This window comes from Duganella sp. AC237, from assembly GCF_979254035.1.
Map to the genome: position 1 here is coordinate 3,280,205 of NZ_CEEDEW010000003.1, position 18,197 is coordinate 3,298,401.

The 18,197-nt window shown below is 64.6% G+C and carries 11 protein-coding genes; 8 read left to right on the forward strand and 3 right to left on the reverse strand.

Annotated features, from left to right (window positions below):
• Positions 1 to 42 precede the first annotated feature (42 nt).
• Both AC0IYS_RS14810 and AC0IYS_RS14815 read right to left on the reverse strand, forming a co-directional pair.
• Positions 43 to 2,214, reverse strand: coding sequence for a 3'-5' exonuclease (locus AC0IYS_RS14810; RefSeq protein WP_471705863.1), 2,172 nt, complete (start codon positions 2,212 to 2,214; stop codon positions 43 to 45).
• A gap of 3 nt (positions 2,215 to 2,217) precedes the next feature.
• Entirely contained in the window at positions 2,218 to 3,354 is a 1,137-nt protein-coding gene (locus AC0IYS_RS14815; RefSeq protein WP_471705864.1) for a LacI family DNA-binding transcriptional regulator, read from the reverse strand.
• Between the two features lie 195 nt (positions 3,355 to 3,549).
• Between AC0IYS_RS14815 and AC0IYS_RS14820 the strand changes: the two genes are divergently transcribed.
• The 3 genes from AC0IYS_RS14820 (at position 3,550) to AC0IYS_RS14830 (ending at position 6,955) form a co-directional block, all read left to right on the forward strand.
• The gene (locus tag AC0IYS_RS14820; protein WP_471705865.1) at positions 3,550 to 4,800 is read left to right on the forward strand and encodes an Hsp70 family protein; all 1,251 of its coding nucleotides are present in this window, start codon (positions 3,550 to 3,552) and stop codon (positions 4,798 to 4,800) included.
• Between the two features lie 20 nt (positions 4,801 to 4,820).
• Positions 4,821 to 5,441: a 3'-5' exonuclease gene (locus AC0IYS_RS14825; RefSeq protein WP_471705866.1), complete on the forward strand. Its 621-nt coding sequence runs from the start codon at positions 4,821 to 4,823 to the stop codon at positions 5,439 to 5,441.
• 116 nt (positions 5,442 to 5,557) lie between these two features.
• Entirely contained in the window at positions 5,558 to 6,955 is a 1,398-nt protein-coding gene (locus AC0IYS_RS14830; protein WP_471705867.1) for a tetratricopeptide repeat protein, read from the forward strand.
• Between the two features lie 13 nt (positions 6,956 to 6,968).
• Here AC0IYS_RS14830 and AC0IYS_RS14835 read toward each other — a convergent pair whose 3' ends face one another.
• Complete coding sequence (locus AC0IYS_RS14835; RefSeq protein ID WP_471708874.1) at positions 6,969 to 8,726, reverse strand: GGDEF domain-containing protein; 1,758 nt, start codon at positions 8,724 to 8,726, stop codon at positions 6,969 to 6,971.
• Between the two features lie 283 nt (positions 8,727 to 9,009).
• Between AC0IYS_RS14835 and AC0IYS_RS14840 the strand changes: the two genes are divergently transcribed.
• The 5 genes from AC0IYS_RS14840 to AC0IYS_RS14860 all read left to right on the forward strand — a co-directional run bounded on the left by AC0IYS_RS14840 (position 9,010) and on the right by AC0IYS_RS14860 (position 18,033).
• On the forward strand, positions 9,010 to 9,612 hold the full coding sequence (locus AC0IYS_RS14840) for a methylamine utilization protein (protein WP_471705868.1): 603 nt from the start codon (positions 9,010 to 9,012) through the stop codon (positions 9,610 to 9,612).
• 15 nt (positions 9,613 to 9,627) lie between these two features.
• Complete coding sequence (locus tag AC0IYS_RS14845; protein ID WP_471705869.1) at positions 9,628 to 12,033, forward strand: putative bifunctional diguanylate cyclase/phosphodiesterase; 2,406 nt, start codon at positions 9,628 to 9,630, stop codon at positions 12,031 to 12,033.
• Positions 12,034 to 12,158: 125 nt separating this feature from the next.
• Entirely contained in the window at positions 12,159 to 13,238 is a 1,080-nt protein-coding gene (locus AC0IYS_RS14850) for a DUF5694 domain-containing protein (protein WP_471705870.1), read from the forward strand.
• 89 nt (positions 13,239 to 13,327) lie between these two features.
• On the forward strand, positions 13,328 to 15,532 hold the full coding sequence (locus AC0IYS_RS14855; RefSeq protein WP_471705871.1) for a prolyl oligopeptidase family serine peptidase: 2,205 nt from the start codon (positions 13,328 to 13,330) through the stop codon (positions 15,530 to 15,532).
• A 41-nt stretch (positions 15,533 to 15,573) separates the two neighbouring features.
• Positions 15,574 to 18,033, forward strand: coding sequence for a zinc-dependent metalloprotease (locus AC0IYS_RS14860; protein WP_471705872.1), 2,460 nt, complete (start codon positions 15,574 to 15,576; stop codon positions 18,031 to 18,033).
• The last annotated feature ends 164 nt before the right edge of the window (positions 18,034 to 18,197 follow it).

Consider the following 18,197-nt stretch of genomic DNA (forward strand, 5'->3'; position numbering starts at 1 on the left):
ACATTATATAAGCATTTCTCTATTATTAATTGGCGCACTGCATTATTTTTTCAGCCAGCGTGAGAATGGTGACATATCGCGTCCCGATTCCACGTACCACGCGCGCCGGGCGATGTCGAATTGCGCGCCCAGCGCCTTGACTTCGTCCTTTTCGTGGAAGGTTGCGGTCAGATATTGACGGCCGGGCGCCTCCGCCGGCTTGGCCTGGTTGCGGGCGATGGCGGCCTCGGCGGCGGCGGCCGATTGCTGCAAACGCATATTGGCGATGAAGCCGCTGCGCAGCGCCGGATCGGCCGGCGACAGCATGGTCAGACGGGCGCGGGCGCGGGTGACGCCGACGTAGAACAGGTTTTCCTCGTCGCGCTTGGGCTGCATCGGGTGCGGGAACTCATCGGCCTGCAAAAACGGCAGGATCACGTGGTCGAACTCCTTGCCCTTGGCGTTGGCCACGCATTCGATCAGCACCGCCTTGCGTTCGCGCTTGCGGCGGATGCAGGCTTCGCGGGCGTTCATCGCCGTCCAGAACTCGCGCAGGCTCTGGCCGGAGGCGGCGGCTGAATCCAGCAGGCCAGCCACCGATTTATTGACCACGCCGGCCTCGTACGGGCGCACGAAGATGCGGCGCGCGGTCGCCACCAGCTTGACGCGCTCGCACAGCTCCGTCAGCACGGCGGCCGCCGGCATGGCCGGATCGAGCGCGGTCAGCCAGGCGATGGCGTCGATCACGGCCTTCTTGGTGGCCTGGCTGGCGACGTCGCGGTAGCTGATTTGCTCGCCGTCGCGGCGGTCGTCCTCGATCATGAACAATTCGCCCAGCAGCGCCGGGTCCTTGCTGATCTGGGCCTTGAAGTTGTCCATGCGCCGCGCCGAGAACTTCATTTCGCTGAAGGCCGTCATGGCGTCGACGATGGCCGCGCGCACCTGTTCCGATTTGACCGCGGCGAAGTCCTTCAATCCGATGGCCAGCATGCCGCGCAAGAACAGGATCTCGTCGCGCTGCAGGTAGCCTGCCATGGCAGGCGTGCGGTAGTCGATGTCGGCCTCGATCAGGGCGTTCTCGATCGCCATCGACTGGTGCCGGTCCCGGATCAGGATGGCGCAGCCGTCGTAGGCGTTGCCGTCGGCCTTCCACTGGCGGATCGCGGCGATGGCCTGTTGCGCGCATTCGGCCGGCGTGGCGTAGTGCGCCTGGCGGATCTGGGTGTGCACCGGCAGGCTCGATTCGACCGCCTTATGTTTGAATTCGGCCATCGCGTAGGCCAGGTGCGGGCCGTGGCGGTAACTGTAGGTCAGGGGATAGCGCACCAGCTTGGGATGGCGTTCGGCGAAGCGGCGGTTCAGGTACTCCTCGCTGGCGCCCAGTTTCGCGTGAATCACCTGGTCCTTGTCGCCGGCGCCGACAAAAAAGCACTGCGGGCGGCTGATCAAGGCGTCGAGGATGCGGAACGCCGCCTCGTTCAGATCGTGCAGCTCGTCGCACAGCACCAGCCGGTAGTCGGGAAAGTGCTCGGCCAGGCGCGCGCCGGTGTCCAGGTTGCAGGCCAGGTCGTAGGTGGCGTCGAACGGGCCGCGGAACACCGCGCCGGCGCCGCCGTCCAGCCGCAGCGTTTCGTATTCCACCGTGGTCAGGTAGTCGGCCAGCGGCACGCCGAGCAGCTCGGCGATCTCCTCCAACCCCATGAAGTCGACGTCGGCGGCCAGCGCCATCGTCGCTTTCAAGCCCAGTTGGACATCGAGGAACTGGCTTAGCGCGATGCTGTGGGTGTTCAGTTCCAGCGCCTCCAGCCGGCCGGCGTAGCGCGCGCCGACCCGGTCGACGGCGGCCAGCGCGTATTCCTTCAGCTGGCGCGCCTCGGCGCAGCGGCGCAGGTTGTCGCCGTCGATTGTGTCCAGCCGCCAGGCGGCGAAGTCCTCGAACGTCATCACGGCCAGGCGCGCCACCAGCGCCTGCGGCACGCCGACATCGATCAGGCGCTGGCGCATGACGTCGCGCGCCTCCGGCGTGAAGGTCAGCGCGAGGATCTGTTCGGGAGGGAGCTTGCGGGCCAGCGCCTCGCCGATGCGGATCGCCAGGGTGGTGGTTTTGGCCGCGCCGGCGTTGGCGTCGACCAGCACCACTTTGCTCTGCGACAGCTGGATGGCTGTTTGTTCCGGCGTCGGGATCAGGCCTTGCGGCGTAAATCGGATGGGATTTGGAGGTTGGGCTGCGTTCATCCGCTACATTATAGCGACCGGCGTGCGCATGCCGGTCGCCAATGTGCCGCCGAGCGCCGGCATCGGCGTCAATCGGGCCGTCGCGCCTTCGATGAACTGGGCGCTGAAGACGCGCCGCTGCGGCTGCGAATCGGAAGGGTGCTCGTGGCCGTCGATGACGGCGCACAGCAGGTCGGCCGCCGACGCCGCCATTTTGGGCATCGGCTGGCGCAAGGTGGTGAGGTTGTAGCTCAACCAGTTGGACGGCTCGACGGCGTCGAAGCCGGCCACCGACAGCTGTCCCGGCACGTCGATGCCCAGTTCGTGGCGGGCGTAATCGAGGCAGCCGATAGCCATCACGTCGCTGCCGCAGATGATCGCATCGGGCACGTCGCCCAGTTGCGCGATGATGGCTTTGAGGCCGGCGCCGCCGCTGCGATAGTCGGATTGGCCGGGGACCACCACCGGCGGCGGCAGGCCCAGTTCGGCAAGGCGTTCGCAGGCGCCGCGCCGGCGTTCGTTGGCGACCGAGGAGTCCTCGGTGCCGGCGATGATGCCGAAGCGGCGATGGCCGGCGGCGGCCAGGCGCGCAACCAGCATGCGGCCCGCTTCCAGGTGATCGCAGGTGACGGTGTTGACGACGCGGTTGCGCAAGGCGCGGTTGAACAGCACCAGCGGCATGTGGCGGCGCTCGAATTCGGCGATGTGCTCGTCGCTGAGGCGGGCGGCGGCGATCACGCCGTCGACCTGGAATTGCCAGACGTCGGTCAGCACGCGGTCGACATCGGTCTCGCGCGCCAAGGTGAACAGCAGAACGCGCTTGCCGCGCGCGGTGATCTGCTGGCTCAGCTCGGCAAGCAGCTCGGGATAATAGAGATTGGCCTGGTTGGTGATGATCACGGCCACCATGTTGGAGCGGCGGGTGATCAGGCTGCGGGCGGCGGCGTTGGGAATGTAATCGAGCAGCGAGGCCGCTTTCATGACGCGGGCGTAAGTTGCCTTGGAGACGCTGGCGCCCGGCTTGAAGCAGCGCGAGACGGCCGATTGGGACACGCCGGCGACGATCGCCACGTCGTACGAGGTGACGCGGCGCGCTTCGCGGGCGATGGTGGCTTTGTGTTCCGTGGCGCTGATCTCAACTGTCGGCTTGGATGTCGTCATTATCTCGTTATCGTCGTGGGGACCCGGGCAGTTTCCATGGGTCATGTCGAGGATAATCAAAAGCTTACTCTAGGGCAATACTTATTGTGTTTCTATGTGGAAATTACGTATTCGGTGTGGTGGCACAGCAATTTTCCCTGATGAGGGCGTTTTTCTGATAGCATAACGCCCCTTTATTACGTGTGAAGGGTCGACATGGCCAATGCTTGCGGCGTCGATTTCGGCACGTCAAATTCCACGGTCGGCTGGGTGCGTCCCGGCCAGTCCGTGATGTTGGGGCTTGAGGACGGCAAGACCACCTTGCCGTCGGTCGTCTTCTTCAACGCGGAAGACGAACAGGTCACCTTTGGACGTGCGGCGCTGGCCGAATATCTGGCCGGCTATGAGGGGCGCTTGATGCGCTCGCTGAAGAGTTTGCTCGGGACCAGTCTGATCGACGGTCAGACCGAGGTGGGCGGCCGCGCGCTGCCGTTCCGGATGTTGCTGGCCCAGTTCATCGGCGAGGTCAAGCTGCGCGCAGAGCAGTCGGCCGGGCGCGAATTCACGTCGGCGGTGTTCGGCCGGCCGGTGCATTTCATCGACGACAGCAAGGAAAACGACCGGTTGGCCGAGGATACCTTGGCCGAGGTCGCCCGTTCGGTCGGCTTCAAGGACATCGCCTTCCAGTTCGAGCCGATCGCCGCCGCGTTCGACTACGAGTCGCAGATCGACCGCGAGGAACTGGTGTTGATCGCCGACATCGGCGGCGGGACGTCGGACTTTTCGCTGGTGCGCCTGTCGCCCGCGCGCGCCAAAAAGACCGAGCGGCGCGACGACATCCTCGCCAACGGCGGCGTGCACATCGGCGGTACCGACTTCGATAAATACCTGAGCCTGTCCGCGGTGATGCCGTTGCTGGGCTACGGCAGCCGCCTGCGCAACAACAGCGAAGTGCCGTCGAGCTATTTCTTCAACCTGGCCACCTGGCACACGATCAACCAGGCCTACACCAAGAAGATGTGGACCCAGTTGTCTGACCTGTTGCGCGATTCGGCCGAGCAGGAAAAGCTGGGCCGCCTGCAGCGCCTGATCGACGAGCGCGCCGGCCATTGGCTGGCGATGAAGGTGGAGGAGGGCAAGATCGCCTTGTCCGGCGACGTCAAGGTGCGGCTCGAGCTGGACCGCTTGTCGCCGGCGGTCAACCTGGAGCTCGACCGCGCGCAGTTCGACGCGTCGATCGACCATCTGGTGGGCTCGGTTGAAAATACCGTGCTGAGCTTGCTGCGCGACGCCGGCGTCGGACCGGCCGATGTCGACACCGTCTTCTTCACCGGCGGTTCGAGCGGCGTGCGCATGCTGCGCGAGCGCATCGGCGCGCTGGTGCCGGCCGCGCGCAAGGTCGAAGGCGACCTGTTCGGCAGCATCGGCGCCGGGCTGGCGCTCGACGCCGTGCGCAAATTCGGCTAACTAGATAGACAGGGACGCAAATGCTCGACAAATCCATCGTCATGCTCGACTTCGAGACCACCGGCCTGTCGCCCGACATGGGCGACCGCATCACCGAGGTGGCGGCGTTGCGCATCGTCGGCGGACGCATCGTCGAGCGCTACGTGTCCCTGATCAACTGCAACGTGCGCATTCCCTCGTTTATCACCGGCCTGACCGGCATCACCCAGTCCATGGTCGACAACGCGCCGCCGGTCTCGCGCGTGGTCCCCGACCTGCTCGACTTTATCGGCGGCGACGCGCTGTCGGCCCACAACGCCAGCTTCGACGAGAAGTTCCTGCGCGCCGAGGCGGCCCGGCTGAACCTGACGCCCGGCCATCAAGCGCTGGTCTGCTCGCTCAAGCTGTCGCGCCGGGTGTTCCCGAACCTGGCCAGCTACAAGCTCGGCAATCTGTCGGGGCAGTTGGGCATCCGTTTCAAAAGCGCGGCCCACCGGGCCGAGTCCGACGCCGAAGTGGCGGCCGAAGTGCTGATACACATCGGTAAACACATCGGTTCGACCTATGGCATCGCCGGCGTCGATCCGGCCCTGCTCGTCTCGGTAAACAAGCTGGCGGCCGCCAAAGTCCACCAATTCCTTCAAAAACAGTCCCCTCAGTAAGTTTAGGCTTAAACGATAGCATTTCATCATCACTCGTTTGACGACGCTCAAATCTGAAGTCACTATCGAGCTTACACTTTAGCCAACATAGTTGCAGTGTTGGCAAGGGGTGCGCGATGAAAAACCAGAGCTCCGCCAGAGATGGCTACGACAGTTATGTGTGGTACAAGGAGGCGGCCGAGCGAGGTAATCCCTACGCGCAATTCAATCTTGCCATGGTCTATAAAAAAGGCCAGGGGGTGGCGCGGGAAGACAATCGGGCCTTCCATTGGATGCACAAGGCTGCGGAGCAGGGGCTGGCGTTCGCCCAGAATCATCTCGGTGTGATGTACTACAACGGCCGGGGCGTCCCCAATAACGACAAGGAGGCGGTGCGCTGGTTTCGCGCCGCCGCCCAGCAAGGCGACGCCTCGGCCCAGCAAAATCTCGGGCAAATGTATAAAAGGGGGCGCGGCGTCGCGCGCAGCGACGAGATCGCGCTGTCCTGGTTCTACCGCGCGGCGGAGCAGGGCATCGCCAGCGCGCAAACCTTGCTGGGCGAGGCCTATGTGCACGGCACCGGCGTGCGCCGCAACTATCCGTTGGCGCTGGCGTGGTTCCGCAAGGCCGCGCTGCAAAACGACGCCAACGCCCAGCTCAATCTCGGACTGATGTACAAGCATGGACACGGCGTGGCGCGCAACGATACGCAGGCGCTGGCGTGGTTCCGGCAAGCCGCCGCGCAAGGCGACGCGGTGGCGCAGCGCCTGGTCGGGGTCGCGTATTCGGAGGGCTTGGGCGTGCCGGCCGACCAGTTGCGGGCTTATGCATGGTTGACGCGCGCGGCCGAGCAGGAGGACGCCGACGCCCAGTTCAATCTGGGCATCATGTTGGCCAACGGCAAGGGCGTCGACCGCGACGACGAGCTGGCTTTTTCGTGGTATCGGCGCGCGGCCGAGTCCGGCCATGTGCTGGCGCAGTACAACCTGGGCGGCATGTATGCGCGCGGACGCGGCGTCTGCCGCGACGAGCAGCGCGCGCTGGAGTGGTACCGGATGGCGGCCGAGCAGGGCGCGCCGAACGCGCAGTTCAATGTCGGCGTGATGTACGCCAATGGTCATGGCGTGGCCAAGGACGAGGCGCGCGCGGTGGCCTGGTATCGCAGCGCGGCCGACCAGGGCGACGCCAGCGCCCAGAACAACCTGGGCGTAATGTACGCCAACGGCCTGGGGGTGGCCCAGGACGATGTGCACGCCGTCAAATGGTATGGCAAGGCGGCCGAGCAGGGTCACGCGTTGGCGCAGTTCAATCTGGGCGGCATGTATGGCAGCGGGCGCGGCGTCAAACGCGACGCGTCGCGCTCGTTCATGTGGCTGACGTTGGCGGCCGACGCCGGCGATGTCGCGGCAGCCAGCAACCGCAAGAAGGTGGCGCTCGACATGACGCCGGAAGCGATCGTCGAAGCGCAGGAGCTGGTGCGCCGCTGGCGCGCGCAGCACCGCAGGGCCGTGCCGGTGCGCGAGCGACCGCGATGATGCAACCGTTTAGCTAACCCTGCGGCTGCTGCCGGCGGTCGAGGAACAGGCTGTTGCCGTGGATTTTCTTGGCTTGGCGCTTGGATTCGGCCGCTGCCGTGGCGATCTGGTGGTGCGTGTAATACTGGCGCGGATCGACGCGGATCACGCCGATTGACAGACTCATCAACGAATAGAACACTTTCTTTCCCTGCCGGTCCTCGCTCAGGTAGCCGCCGCGCTCGCGGTCCTCGAGGCTGTAGAACGCCTGCACATTCTGCTCGAAATCCGCCAGGATGCCCTGGCAGCGCGTCTCCCAGTCTTCGCTCTGGAACAACACCATGAAATCGTCGCCGCCGATATGGCCGACGAAGTCGCGGTTGGCGTCGCAGCGCTCGCTGAGCATGTTGCCAGTCAGCTGGATGACGTCGTCGCCCCGCCGGTAGCCGTAGACATCGTTGAACGGTTTGAAATGGTCGAGGTCGACATAACAGGCCCAGAAACGCGTGCCGCTCTCCAGCAGCCGGTCGATGTGTTCGTTGATCGGCACATTGCCCGGCAGTTGGGTCAGCGGATTGGCGTAGCGCGCCGCGTTGATCTGCATCTGCGTGATCTCGCGCATCAGGTCGTGGCCGGTGCCCAAGCCCAGGTAGCGGCCCCGGTCGGTGATGATGAAGCCGTTGAACAGGTGGTGGGCGTCGGCCTGCACCATGCGGAAGCTCAGCTCTTGCAAGGTGGTGTCCTGCTCGGCGATCAAGGACGTGGCGTCCATGAACTGCCGGCACGACTTCTTGCCGTACAGCTCGCGCTGGTAGGGCCGGGCGAAGTGGTCGATCATCTCGAAGCGGCTGATCAGTCCCTGCGGCTCATCGCCGTCGACCACCGGAATGATCAGCAGCTTGGGTTCCTTCAAGAAGATCTCGTAGACCTCGTTGTTGGTCATGCTCGACGGAACGGTCTGGACTTCGTTGAGCAGTTTGAGGATGGTGGCGGCGTTCTTTTCGGCGCCGCGCCGGGGATACACGGCGACACCGGTGCGCGCCAGCGCCTTGACCACCTCGGCCGGGGCCGAGCGCGCCGGTTGCGGGTGCGGCCGTCCCAGATGATAGCCCTGGCCGTTGGCGACGCCGACATCGCGGATCACCAGCAGTTCGGCCTGGGTTTCGATGCCTTCGGCGATGACCAGGGTGTTCGACTTCTCGGCGATCTCCTGGATCGAGCGCACGAATTGCAGCTTCACCGGATCGTTATTGATCCCCTGGATGAAATGCATGTCGATCTTGACATACTCCGGCCGCAACTCGGACCACAGGCGCAGGCTGGAGAACCCTTCGCCCAGATCGTCGATGGCGATCTGGAAGCCCATGTCGCGGTAGTGCCGCACCGCCTCGCGCATCAGCTCATAGTCGTAGGTCGGCTGGTTCTCGGTCAGCTCGATGATCACGCGCTCGGGGTTGATGCCGATGTGATGGATGTATTCCAGCGTCTCGCCGGGGCGCGCGTCGCGCTGCAGCAGGCATTCCGGGCTCACGTTGAGAAACAGCTTGCCCGGCAGTTCCAGCTCGGCAAAGCGCTCCAGGATCACCTGGCGGCACAGGTGTTCGACCTGCACCGTCAGCCCGCTGGCGCGCGCCACCTTGAACAGGCTCATCGGCGAGTGCAGGGGGCTGTCGGAGGGGCCCCGTATCAACCCCTCGTAGGCGATGATGTCGCCGTTCTGCAGGTTGACGATCGGTTGGAACAGCGCGTTGAGCTGGCGGCGCGCGAGGATATCGTATAAATGGGCGCGCAACACTGCCTCCTCGTCCTCGAGTTCGGGCCTGATGTAGGTCACCACGGCGGGTGAGGCGTTGCTACGATGCAGCGGTTTGCTGGCGGTTTTCACGATTAGCGCTTGCGAAATGTGGGTTTAACTGTACGATTCTATGATGTGTTTGTGACGGCCTCATGAATTTTGTCCTGTGGCGCAATAAGTATTTCCATGTCACATTGTTGTCGCGCTACAATAGTCAGACCAAGTGCTCCCCGGGCCTACCATGTACAGTCTTAATAGCCGTCGCCTCGTTTTTAGTCTGATGTTCTTGAGCACCGCTTCGGCGGGGGCGACCGGCGTCACCGTGCAGGTACAGGACGCGGCTGGCAATCCGCTAGCCGATACGGTGGTCTATATCGAGGCGGAGACCGCCCCGGCCGCCGGCAAGGCGCCAGCCAGCGGGCAGATCGAGCAAAAGAGTTTGAAGTTCATGCCGCTGGTCACCGTCGTGCAGACCGGCAGCAAAGTATCCTTTCCGAATAACGACAAGGTCCGCCACCACATCTATTCGTTTTCGGCCGCCCACAAGTTCGACCAGAAACTGTATTCGGGCGAGTCGGCGGCGCCGCAGGTGTTCGATAAGGCCGGCACCGTGGTCCTGGGCTGTAACATCCACGACAAGATGCTCGCCTACGTCAAGATCGTCGACACGCCATACTTCGCCAAGACCGACGCCGCCGGCGCGGCGCGCATCGCGCTGCCGGCCGGCGGCAAGTACGTGGTCAAGGCCTGGCACTACAACACCGTCGGCGGCGCCACACCCGAGCAGGTGTTGACTGTGAAGGCGGGCGACGCGATGTCGACGGCCACGTTCAAGCTGCCGATGAAGCCTCCGGCTGCCGACGCCACGTCGTCGGCCTACTAAAGGATCGCCCCGAGCATGCGTATGCGTTTTCGCAGCCTGGAAAGCCGGATCGTCGCGCTGTTCCTGGTCCTGATCGTCGCCGTGCAGCTGGTCGGCCTGGTGGTGATCCAGCGCGGCATCGACAACAACGCGCGCCTGGCCATCGCCGGGGAACTCAATAACGGCACCAAGGTGTTCCGGCGCCTGCTCGATCAAAACGCCCAGAGCCTGCGCTTCGGCGCCCGCCTGCTGGCGCGCGACACCGCGTTCCTGGCCGCCATCGGCAACAACGACGAAGGCGACCGCGCCACCATCGAATCGGCGCTGGCCAACAGCGGCCGCCGCATCAAGGCTTCGTTGACGATGCTGATCAGCGCCGAGCGCAAGATCAGCGTATCGACCAATACCACGCAGGCAGCGGGCCTGGAGAAAATGGCCGTCAGCATGCTCGACGCGGCCGAAGCGGCCGACGGCGCCAACGGCATCGCCATCATCGAGCGCCGCCCGTACCAGATCGTCGTCATGCCGGTCAAGGCGCCGGTCACCATTGGCTGGATCGTGATGACATTCCCGATCGACCGCCAACTGGCCAGCGAGATGCGCGAGGTCAGCTCCCTGCACACCACCGTGCTAACGCGCGACCCGCAGGGCAAATGGATGTCGGCAGGATCCACCTACGTCGGCGCTTCGGCGCAATCGGTGGTCGACCAGTTGCAGGCCTTGCCGGCCGCGCCCACCGGACCGTTCGACATCGAGGTGGAAACCGGCCGCTATAGCGCGCGCCTGATGTCGATCGGCCAGGACGGCGGGCAGACCGCCAGCGTGCTGCTGGCGCGCTCGATCGACGAGGCGACCGCCGAATACGCGCGCCTGGAGCGCTGGCTGATCCTCCTCACCGCCGGCGGCATCGCCATCTCGGCGCTGGCCATCATCTTCACCGCCAAGCGCATCGCCCAGCCGATCAGCGAGTTGGCCGACACCGCCAAGCGCCTGGAGCGGGGCGATTACAAGGGCCAGATCGACACCAGCCGCGAAGACGAAATCGGCGCACTGGCGCAGGCCTTCGATGCGATGCGCGAGGGGATCGCCAAGCGCGAACAGGAAATCCGGCGGCTGGCGTATTGGGACACCTTGACCAATCTGCCCAACCGCGCCCAGTTCCTGCTGCTGCTGAACGACGCGATGGAGGATGCCCGCAAACGCGAGGAAGCCGTGTTCGTGCTGATGATGGACCTGGACCGCTTCAAGCACGTCAACGATGTCATGGGCCACAGTTTCGGCGATGCGCTGCTGCGCCAGGTGGCAGGCCGGCTACAACTGCTGCTGGCGAACCGGCGGCAATCGTCGGCGCAGGTGGCGCGGCTGGGCGGCGACGAATTCGCGGTGCTGCTGCCGGCGTCCGACGTCGACGCGGCGCAGCGCATGGCGGCCGATATCCTGCAGGCGCTGGAGACGCCGCTGTCGCTGGAGGAGCAGATGGTCGACATCGGCGCCGGCTTGGGGATCGCCGGTTATCCCATGCACGGCAGCGACGGCGAGGCCTTGCTCAGCATGGCCGAGGTGGCGATGTACACGGCCAAGCAGCGCAACGACGGCGCCGTGGTCTACGACGCGGCGATGGACAAATCCAGCGAAAAGAGCCTGTCGCTGCTGACGGAGCTGCGCAACGCCATCGAGCGCAACGAGTTCCGCCTGCACGTGCAGCCCAAGATCATGCTCGATACCGGCAAGGTGGTCGGCATGGAGGCGCTGGTGCGCTGGGTGCATCCGGAACGCGGCAACGTGTTTCCGGACGAGTTCATTCCGTTCGCCGAGCAGACCGGCTTTATCCGCGTGCTCACGCGCTGGGTGATGGAGCGCTCGGCGGAGCTGTGCCAGGAACTGGCGGCCAAGGGCCATCATCTGAAGATATCGGTCAACCTGTCCACGCGCGATTTGCTGGACCAGGACCTGCCGGCCAAATTCGCCGACCTGCTGGTGCGCCACAAACTGGCCCCCGGCTCGTTCTGCCTCGAGATCACCGAAAGCGCCATCATGGACGATCCGGTGCGGGCGCAAACCACGCTGGAGCGCCTCAGCGCCATGGGTTTCGATCTGTCGATCGACGATTTCGGCACCGGCTATTCGTCGCTGGCGTACCTGAAACGGCTGCCGGTCAATGAGCTCAAGATCGACAAATCGTTCGTGCTCAATATGGAGCACGATGAAGGCGACACCAAGATCGTGCGCTCGACCATCGACCTGGGTCACAACATGGGCTTGCGCGTGGTGGCCGAGGGTATCGAGAGCGAAGCGGTGTGGCGACTGCTGGCGGGCCTCGGTTGCGACCAGGGGCAGGGCTACTTCATGAGCCGCCCGATCCCTGGCGACCAGTTGATCGCGTGGCTCGAGAAGTGGCAGGCGCCGGCTGTGTCGGCGGCCCCGAACCACGTGTTCATCTAAGTCACGCTTTCGGCCTGTCGCCGATATTTGCATTTCATGCAAGCGATTTTGCCGTGCGTCGCAAGCCCTGCCTCGACGCAGCCGTCTCTCGCATACACTGCCCGAATCCCATTTCAGGAGCCTGTATGCACCGTCTATTCACGACCGTATTGATCGCCGCCGCCTGCCACGCCCCGGTCTTCGCCGCCAACACCGCGCCGCCGTTCGCGCCGGGTACCCACAAGCTGAAAAACGGCCGGCCCAACGAGGTGATGGTGCTTGGCTCGCCGCACCTGTCCCAGATGACCAAGACCGTCGACATGACCAGGTTCGGATTATTGACAGACAGGCTGACGGAATGGAAACCGCAAGCCGTGGCGATCGAATCGCTGTCCGGCATGCAGTGCGCGTATCTGCGCAGCTATCCGCAACGCTATGCCGATTCGGTCAAGACCTATTGCTGGGACCCGGCGCCTGCCAACGCCGCGACCGGCGTGAATGTGCCGGAAGCGAATGCCCAAGCCGAACGCCTGCTGTTGGCATGGCCGGCGGCGCCGTCGCCGGCGCAGCGGCGCAAGCTGGCCGCCTTGTTCCTCGCGGGCGGCGAGCGGGCCTCCGCCCTGGTGCAGTGGTTGCGTCTTCCGGACGCGGAGCGCCATGCCGGCGACGGCCTGCCGGAAAGCCTGGTGCCGATGTTGAATGGGCTGTCGGAACGGCGCGATGAGAGCTATCGGATCGCCGCCGTGGTGGCCGCGCGCAGCGGGCTGGAACGCGTCTGGGCGATGGACGACCACACGGCGGATGGTCCGACTGAAGATGAAAAAGCCGCCGGCGAGGCGATTTCCAAGGCGTGGGACAACCCCTATACCGCCGCCCGTGGAAAGCAATCGGATCAACTTGAAAGCCGACTCAATACCCCCGGGGATATATTGACCATGTATCGCGCCTATAACGACGCCGCTTACCCGGAGCAGGCCTTCCGCAGCGACTTCGGCGCGGCGCTGGAGGAACCCTCACCGCGGCACTATGGGCGCGGCTACGTCGCCTACTGGGAGACGCGCAACCTGCGCATGGCGTCCAACATCCGCGATGCGATGAGCATGCGTCCCGGCGTGCGCATGCTGGTGGTGGTCGGCGCCTCCCACAAAGCGTATCTGGAAGCTTACCTCGACCAGATGCACGACGTCCGCATCGTCACCACGGACCGGGTGCTGCGCGCCGAATAAAACACGATGAGATCGCCTGCCTAGCGTTGCTTATTTGTCACAAGGCAAGCTATCATCGATATATCAACTCACGACCCACGGAATTACGCATGAAGCAATTGAAACGCGCCGCACTGGCGGCCGCCGTCCTGCTGGCACAAGGCGCCATGGCGCAGACCTGCGCCACCACCGGCGCCGCGCTGACCTACCCGACCACCCGCACGGTCGACCAGACCGACGATTACCACGGCGTTAAAGTGGCCGATCCGTATCGCTGGCTGGAGGACGCCAACAGCGCCGACACCAAGGATTGGGTCGACGCCCAGAACAAGCTCACGCAAGGCTACCTGTCGCAGATCCCCGGCCGCGAGGCGATCAAGACGCGCCTGACCAAGCTGTGGAACTTCGAGCGTTTCAGCGTCCCGTTCAAGGAAGGCGGACGCTATTTTTATAGCCGCAACGACGGCCTGCAAAACCAGTCGGTGCTCTACACGATGAAAACGCTGGCCGACGTGCCGCGCCTGCTGCTCGATCCGAACAAGCTGGCCGCCGACGGCACCGTGGCCCTGGCCGGACTGGCCGTGAGCCCGAACGGCAAATACCTCGCCTACAGCACCGCCGCATCGGGCTCCGACTGGAACGAGATCAAGGTGCGCGACATCGACAGCGGCAAGGACGTCGAAGACCATATCAAGTGGGTCAAGTTCTCCAACACCGCTTGGCTGCACGACGGTTCCGGTTTCTTCTACAGCCGCTACGACGAGCCCAAGGAAGCGACCAAACTCGCCGACGTGAACTACTTCCAGAAGCTGTACTTCCACAAACTGGGCACGCCGCAAAGCGCCGACACGCTGGTCTACGACCGCCCGGACCACAAGGACTGGGGCTTTAGCGCCGACGTGACCCAGGATGGCCGCTATCTGATCATCACGGCGTCGCAAGGCACCGAGAACAAGAACCGCGTGTTCTACAAGGACTTGAGCCGCAAGGATTCCAAGGTCGTCGGCTTGCTTGAGGATTTCGACGCCGTCTACAACTTCGTCGGCAACGACGGGCCGGTGTTCTGGTTCCACACCGAGCGCAACGCGCCACGCGGCCGTATTGTCAGCATCGACACGCGCAAGCCGGCGGTGCTGAACTGGAAGCAGATCGTGCCGGAAAGCTCCAACACGCTGGTGTCGGCGTCCGTCGTCAACAACCAGCTGCTGGTGGACTACCTGAGCGATGCGCACAGCCTGGTGAAGGTGTTCGACCTGAAAGGCAAACCGCTGCACGATATCGAACTGCCGGGCCTCGGCACGGCCGGGGGCTTTAGCGGCAAGCGCGTCGACACCGAGACCTTCTACTCGTACACCAGCTTCACCACGCCGACGACGATCTACCGCTACGACCTGAAGGCCAACAAGAGCAGCGTGTACCGCCAGCCGAAGGTCGACTTCGATGCGGCCGGCTTCGAGACGCGCCAGGAGTTCTTCACCAGCCGTGACGGCACCAAGGTGCCGATGTTCATCGTCGCCAAAAAGGGTTTGAAGCTCGATGGCAGCAATCCGACCTACCTGTATGGTTACGGCGGCTTCAATGTCTCGCTGACGCCGTCGTTCTCGGTCGCCAACCTGGCGTGGCTGGAGATGGGCGGCGTCTACGTCATGGCCAATCTGCGCGGCGGCGGCGAGTATGGCGAATCGTGGCACGAGGCGGGCACCAAGCTGCAAAAGCAGAACGTGTTCGACGACTTTATCGGCGCGGCCGAATGGCTGATCGTGCACAAGGTGACGTCGCCGGCCAAGCTGGCCATCGGCGGCGGCAGCAACGGCGGCCTGCTGGTCGGCGCGGCGATGACGCAGCGTCCGGAGTTGTTCGCCGCCGCGATCCCGCAGGTGGGCGTGCTCGATATGCTGCGCTTCCACAAATTCACCATCGGCTGGGCGTGGACATCGGACTACGGCTCTTCCGACAACGCCGAGGAGTTCAAGGCGCTGGTCAAGTATTCGCCGCTGCACAACCTGAAAAAGGGAACCTGCTATCCGGCGACGATGATCACCACCGCCGACCATGACGACCGCGTGGTGCCGGCGCACAGCTTCAAGTTCGCCGCCACCGCGCAGGCCGACCAGGCCGGTGCTGCGCCGATCCTGATCCGGATCGACACCAAGGCCGGCCACGGCGCCGGCAAGCCGACCACCAAACAGATCGAGGAAGTGGCGGATCGCTGGGGCTTCCTGAGCCGCGCGCTGCAAATGGATGGCGCGACGCCGGCGGTGCAAACCACCGCAGGGCCGGCGACGGCGGCTGTCAAGGCGGCGGGCTCGCAATGAGGGCCGCGCCAGCCGCCGGGCCACTGCTGCTCGCTCTCATAATGTTGGGCGCTGCGCCGGTGGCGCCGGCGCTGGCGCAATCCAACAATTCCGGCGGCGCGTCGGCGTCCGCCAAATCGGTTGCGGACGTCACGCGCGGCCTGCAATCGCAACCGGGCTTCATCGACGTCTGGCGCGACGCGGCCAAGGGCAGGGTGCTGCTGTCGGTGGCGTCGCTGGAGCAGCCATTCCTGCTACTGAGTTCCCTGCCATACGCACTGGGCTCGAATGATGTCGGCCTTGATCGGGGCCAGGCCGGCGACATGCGCATGGTCCGTTTCGAAAAGCATGGCGCCAAGCTGTTTCTGGTTCAGGACAACACGGCCTACATCGCTGCGTCGGCGGACAAGGACGAACGGGCCGCCGTCAAGGAATCGTTCGCCAGCGCCGTGCTGTGGTCGGGCGAGATCCTCGCCAGCGACGGCGGCGCGCACCTGGTCGACTTCTCCAGCTTCCTGCTGGCCGACCGCCACGGCATCGCCGCCCGGCTGGCGGCTGCCAAACAAGGCGCCTATCAGGTCGATGCGGCGCGCAGCGCGGTGCTGGCCGAACAGGCCAAAGCCTTTCCCGACAATGTGGAACTCGAATCGCTGCTGACCTTCGCCGGACCTGGCCAGGCGGAATACGTGCGTCAAGTCGCCGCCGATCCCGCCAGCCTGTCGATGCGCCAGCGTATCAGCATGGTGCGCCTGCCGAAGATCGACGGCCAGGCCGGCTGGCGGCCGCGCAGCTATCATCCGTTCTCCGGCGGCTTCGACGTCAACTACTACGACTTCGCCACGCCGCTTGCCAGCAGCATCGACGTGCACTGGCAGGTGCGGCACCGGCTCGAAAAGACCGATCCGTCGGCGGCGGTCAGCACGGTCAAGAAACCGATCGTGTACTACGTCGACCGGGGCGCGCCGGAACCGGTGCGCAGCGCGCTGCTGCAGGGTGCCTCATGGTGGGCCAGCGCCTTCGAAAAGGCCGGCTTCAAGGATGCCTACCGGGTCGAGCTGCTGCCCGAAGGCGTCGACGCCATGGACATCCGCTACAACGTGATCCACTGGGTGCACCGCGCCACGCGCGGCTGGTCCTACGGGAACGCGCTGGCCGATCCGCGCACCGGCGAGATTATTCGCGGCGCCGTCACGCTCGGATCGCAGCGCGTGCGGCAGGACATCCTGATCGCCGAAAGCCTGCTCGCGCCTTACGGAAAAAACGCACCGGCGGACAAACACAAGCTGGCCGAGGAGATGGCATTGGCGCGCCTGCGCCAATTGTCGGCGCACGAAGTCGGTCACACACTGGGCTTCGCGCACAACTTCGCCGCCAGCCGCACCGGCAATGGCAACGGCTCGGTGATGGACTATCCGCATCCGATCCTGAAACTCAACGCCCAGGGCGAAGTCGACCTGGCCGACGCGTATGGCGTGGGCGTCGGCCCGTGGGACGATTACATCGTCAAATACGTCTATGGAGATTTCGGCGGCGGCGCGCAGGAGGAGGCCGCGCTGGCCAAACTGCGGGGCGACGCCAAGGCCGCCGGCCTGTTGTACTCCAGCGATCAGGACGACCGCACGCCGGGCGCCAGCCACCCGGACGGCCTGCTGTGGGACTTCGGCCCGGATACGATCAAGACTTGGGATCAACTGGGCGCCGTGCGCCAGCGCGCGCTGCAGACCTTTTCGGTCGACGTGCTGCCGGATGCGCGCCAGATCGGCGAGCTCGAAGCGCGCCTGGTGCCGGTCTACCTGCTGCAACGCTACCAGGGCGAGGCTGTGGCGCGCCTGATCGGCGGTGGCGATTTCGACTACACCACCAGCGGCGACGTCAAAGCAGGCATCGGCAAGGCGGGCGTCAAGGTCACGCCGGCGAACGTGCAGCGCCAGGCGTTGAACCGGCTTGCCGACAGCCTGCGCGCCGAATATCTGTCTCTGCCCGCCAACGTGCTCGATGTGCTGACGCCACCGGCGATGGGGCATGATCGTGGCCGCGAATACTTCACCACCCGCATGGGTTCCGTGTTCGACGCCTTCTCGATCGCCGAGGCGGGCGCCGCGCAAACGGCTGGATTCCTGCTGGACCCGGGCCGCGTCAATCGTCTCTCCTGGCAGCATGCGCGCGACGCGCAGCAGCCCGGCGTGCAGGAGGTGCTGTCGCTGCTGCTGCAAAAGACCTGGAAGCGCGAGCCTGTGCCGGCATCGGTGGTTGGCGGCGAGGCGGTGCAGCTGGCGTCCAACTGGGTGCTGGTCGACGGGGTACTCAATTTACTGGACGGTGGCAAGCTGCATCCGAATGTGGCGGCCGAAGTCACGCAATCGGTGCGCGAACTGGCGCAATGGCTGCAAAAGAATCCCGGCAAGGGCGTGACAGCCACTAGCCGCAAGGAAGCGGCCGAGATGATTACCGCCTACCTGAAGGACCCGCGCAGCGTCAAATTGCGCGCGGCGCCCCCGGTGCCGCCTGGCGCACCGATCTAGGCGGCAGGTAATTCCACAACGTGCGCACCAAAATGATGCCATTTTTCGGTGCGCACGTGCATGGTGCGTTCGCCACCGCCAAAACAAAATATAGTTAAATCATGGACTTAAAATCTGCACCAATCTGGAACAAATATTGCTTATAAGCGTATTGGTTTTCAGAT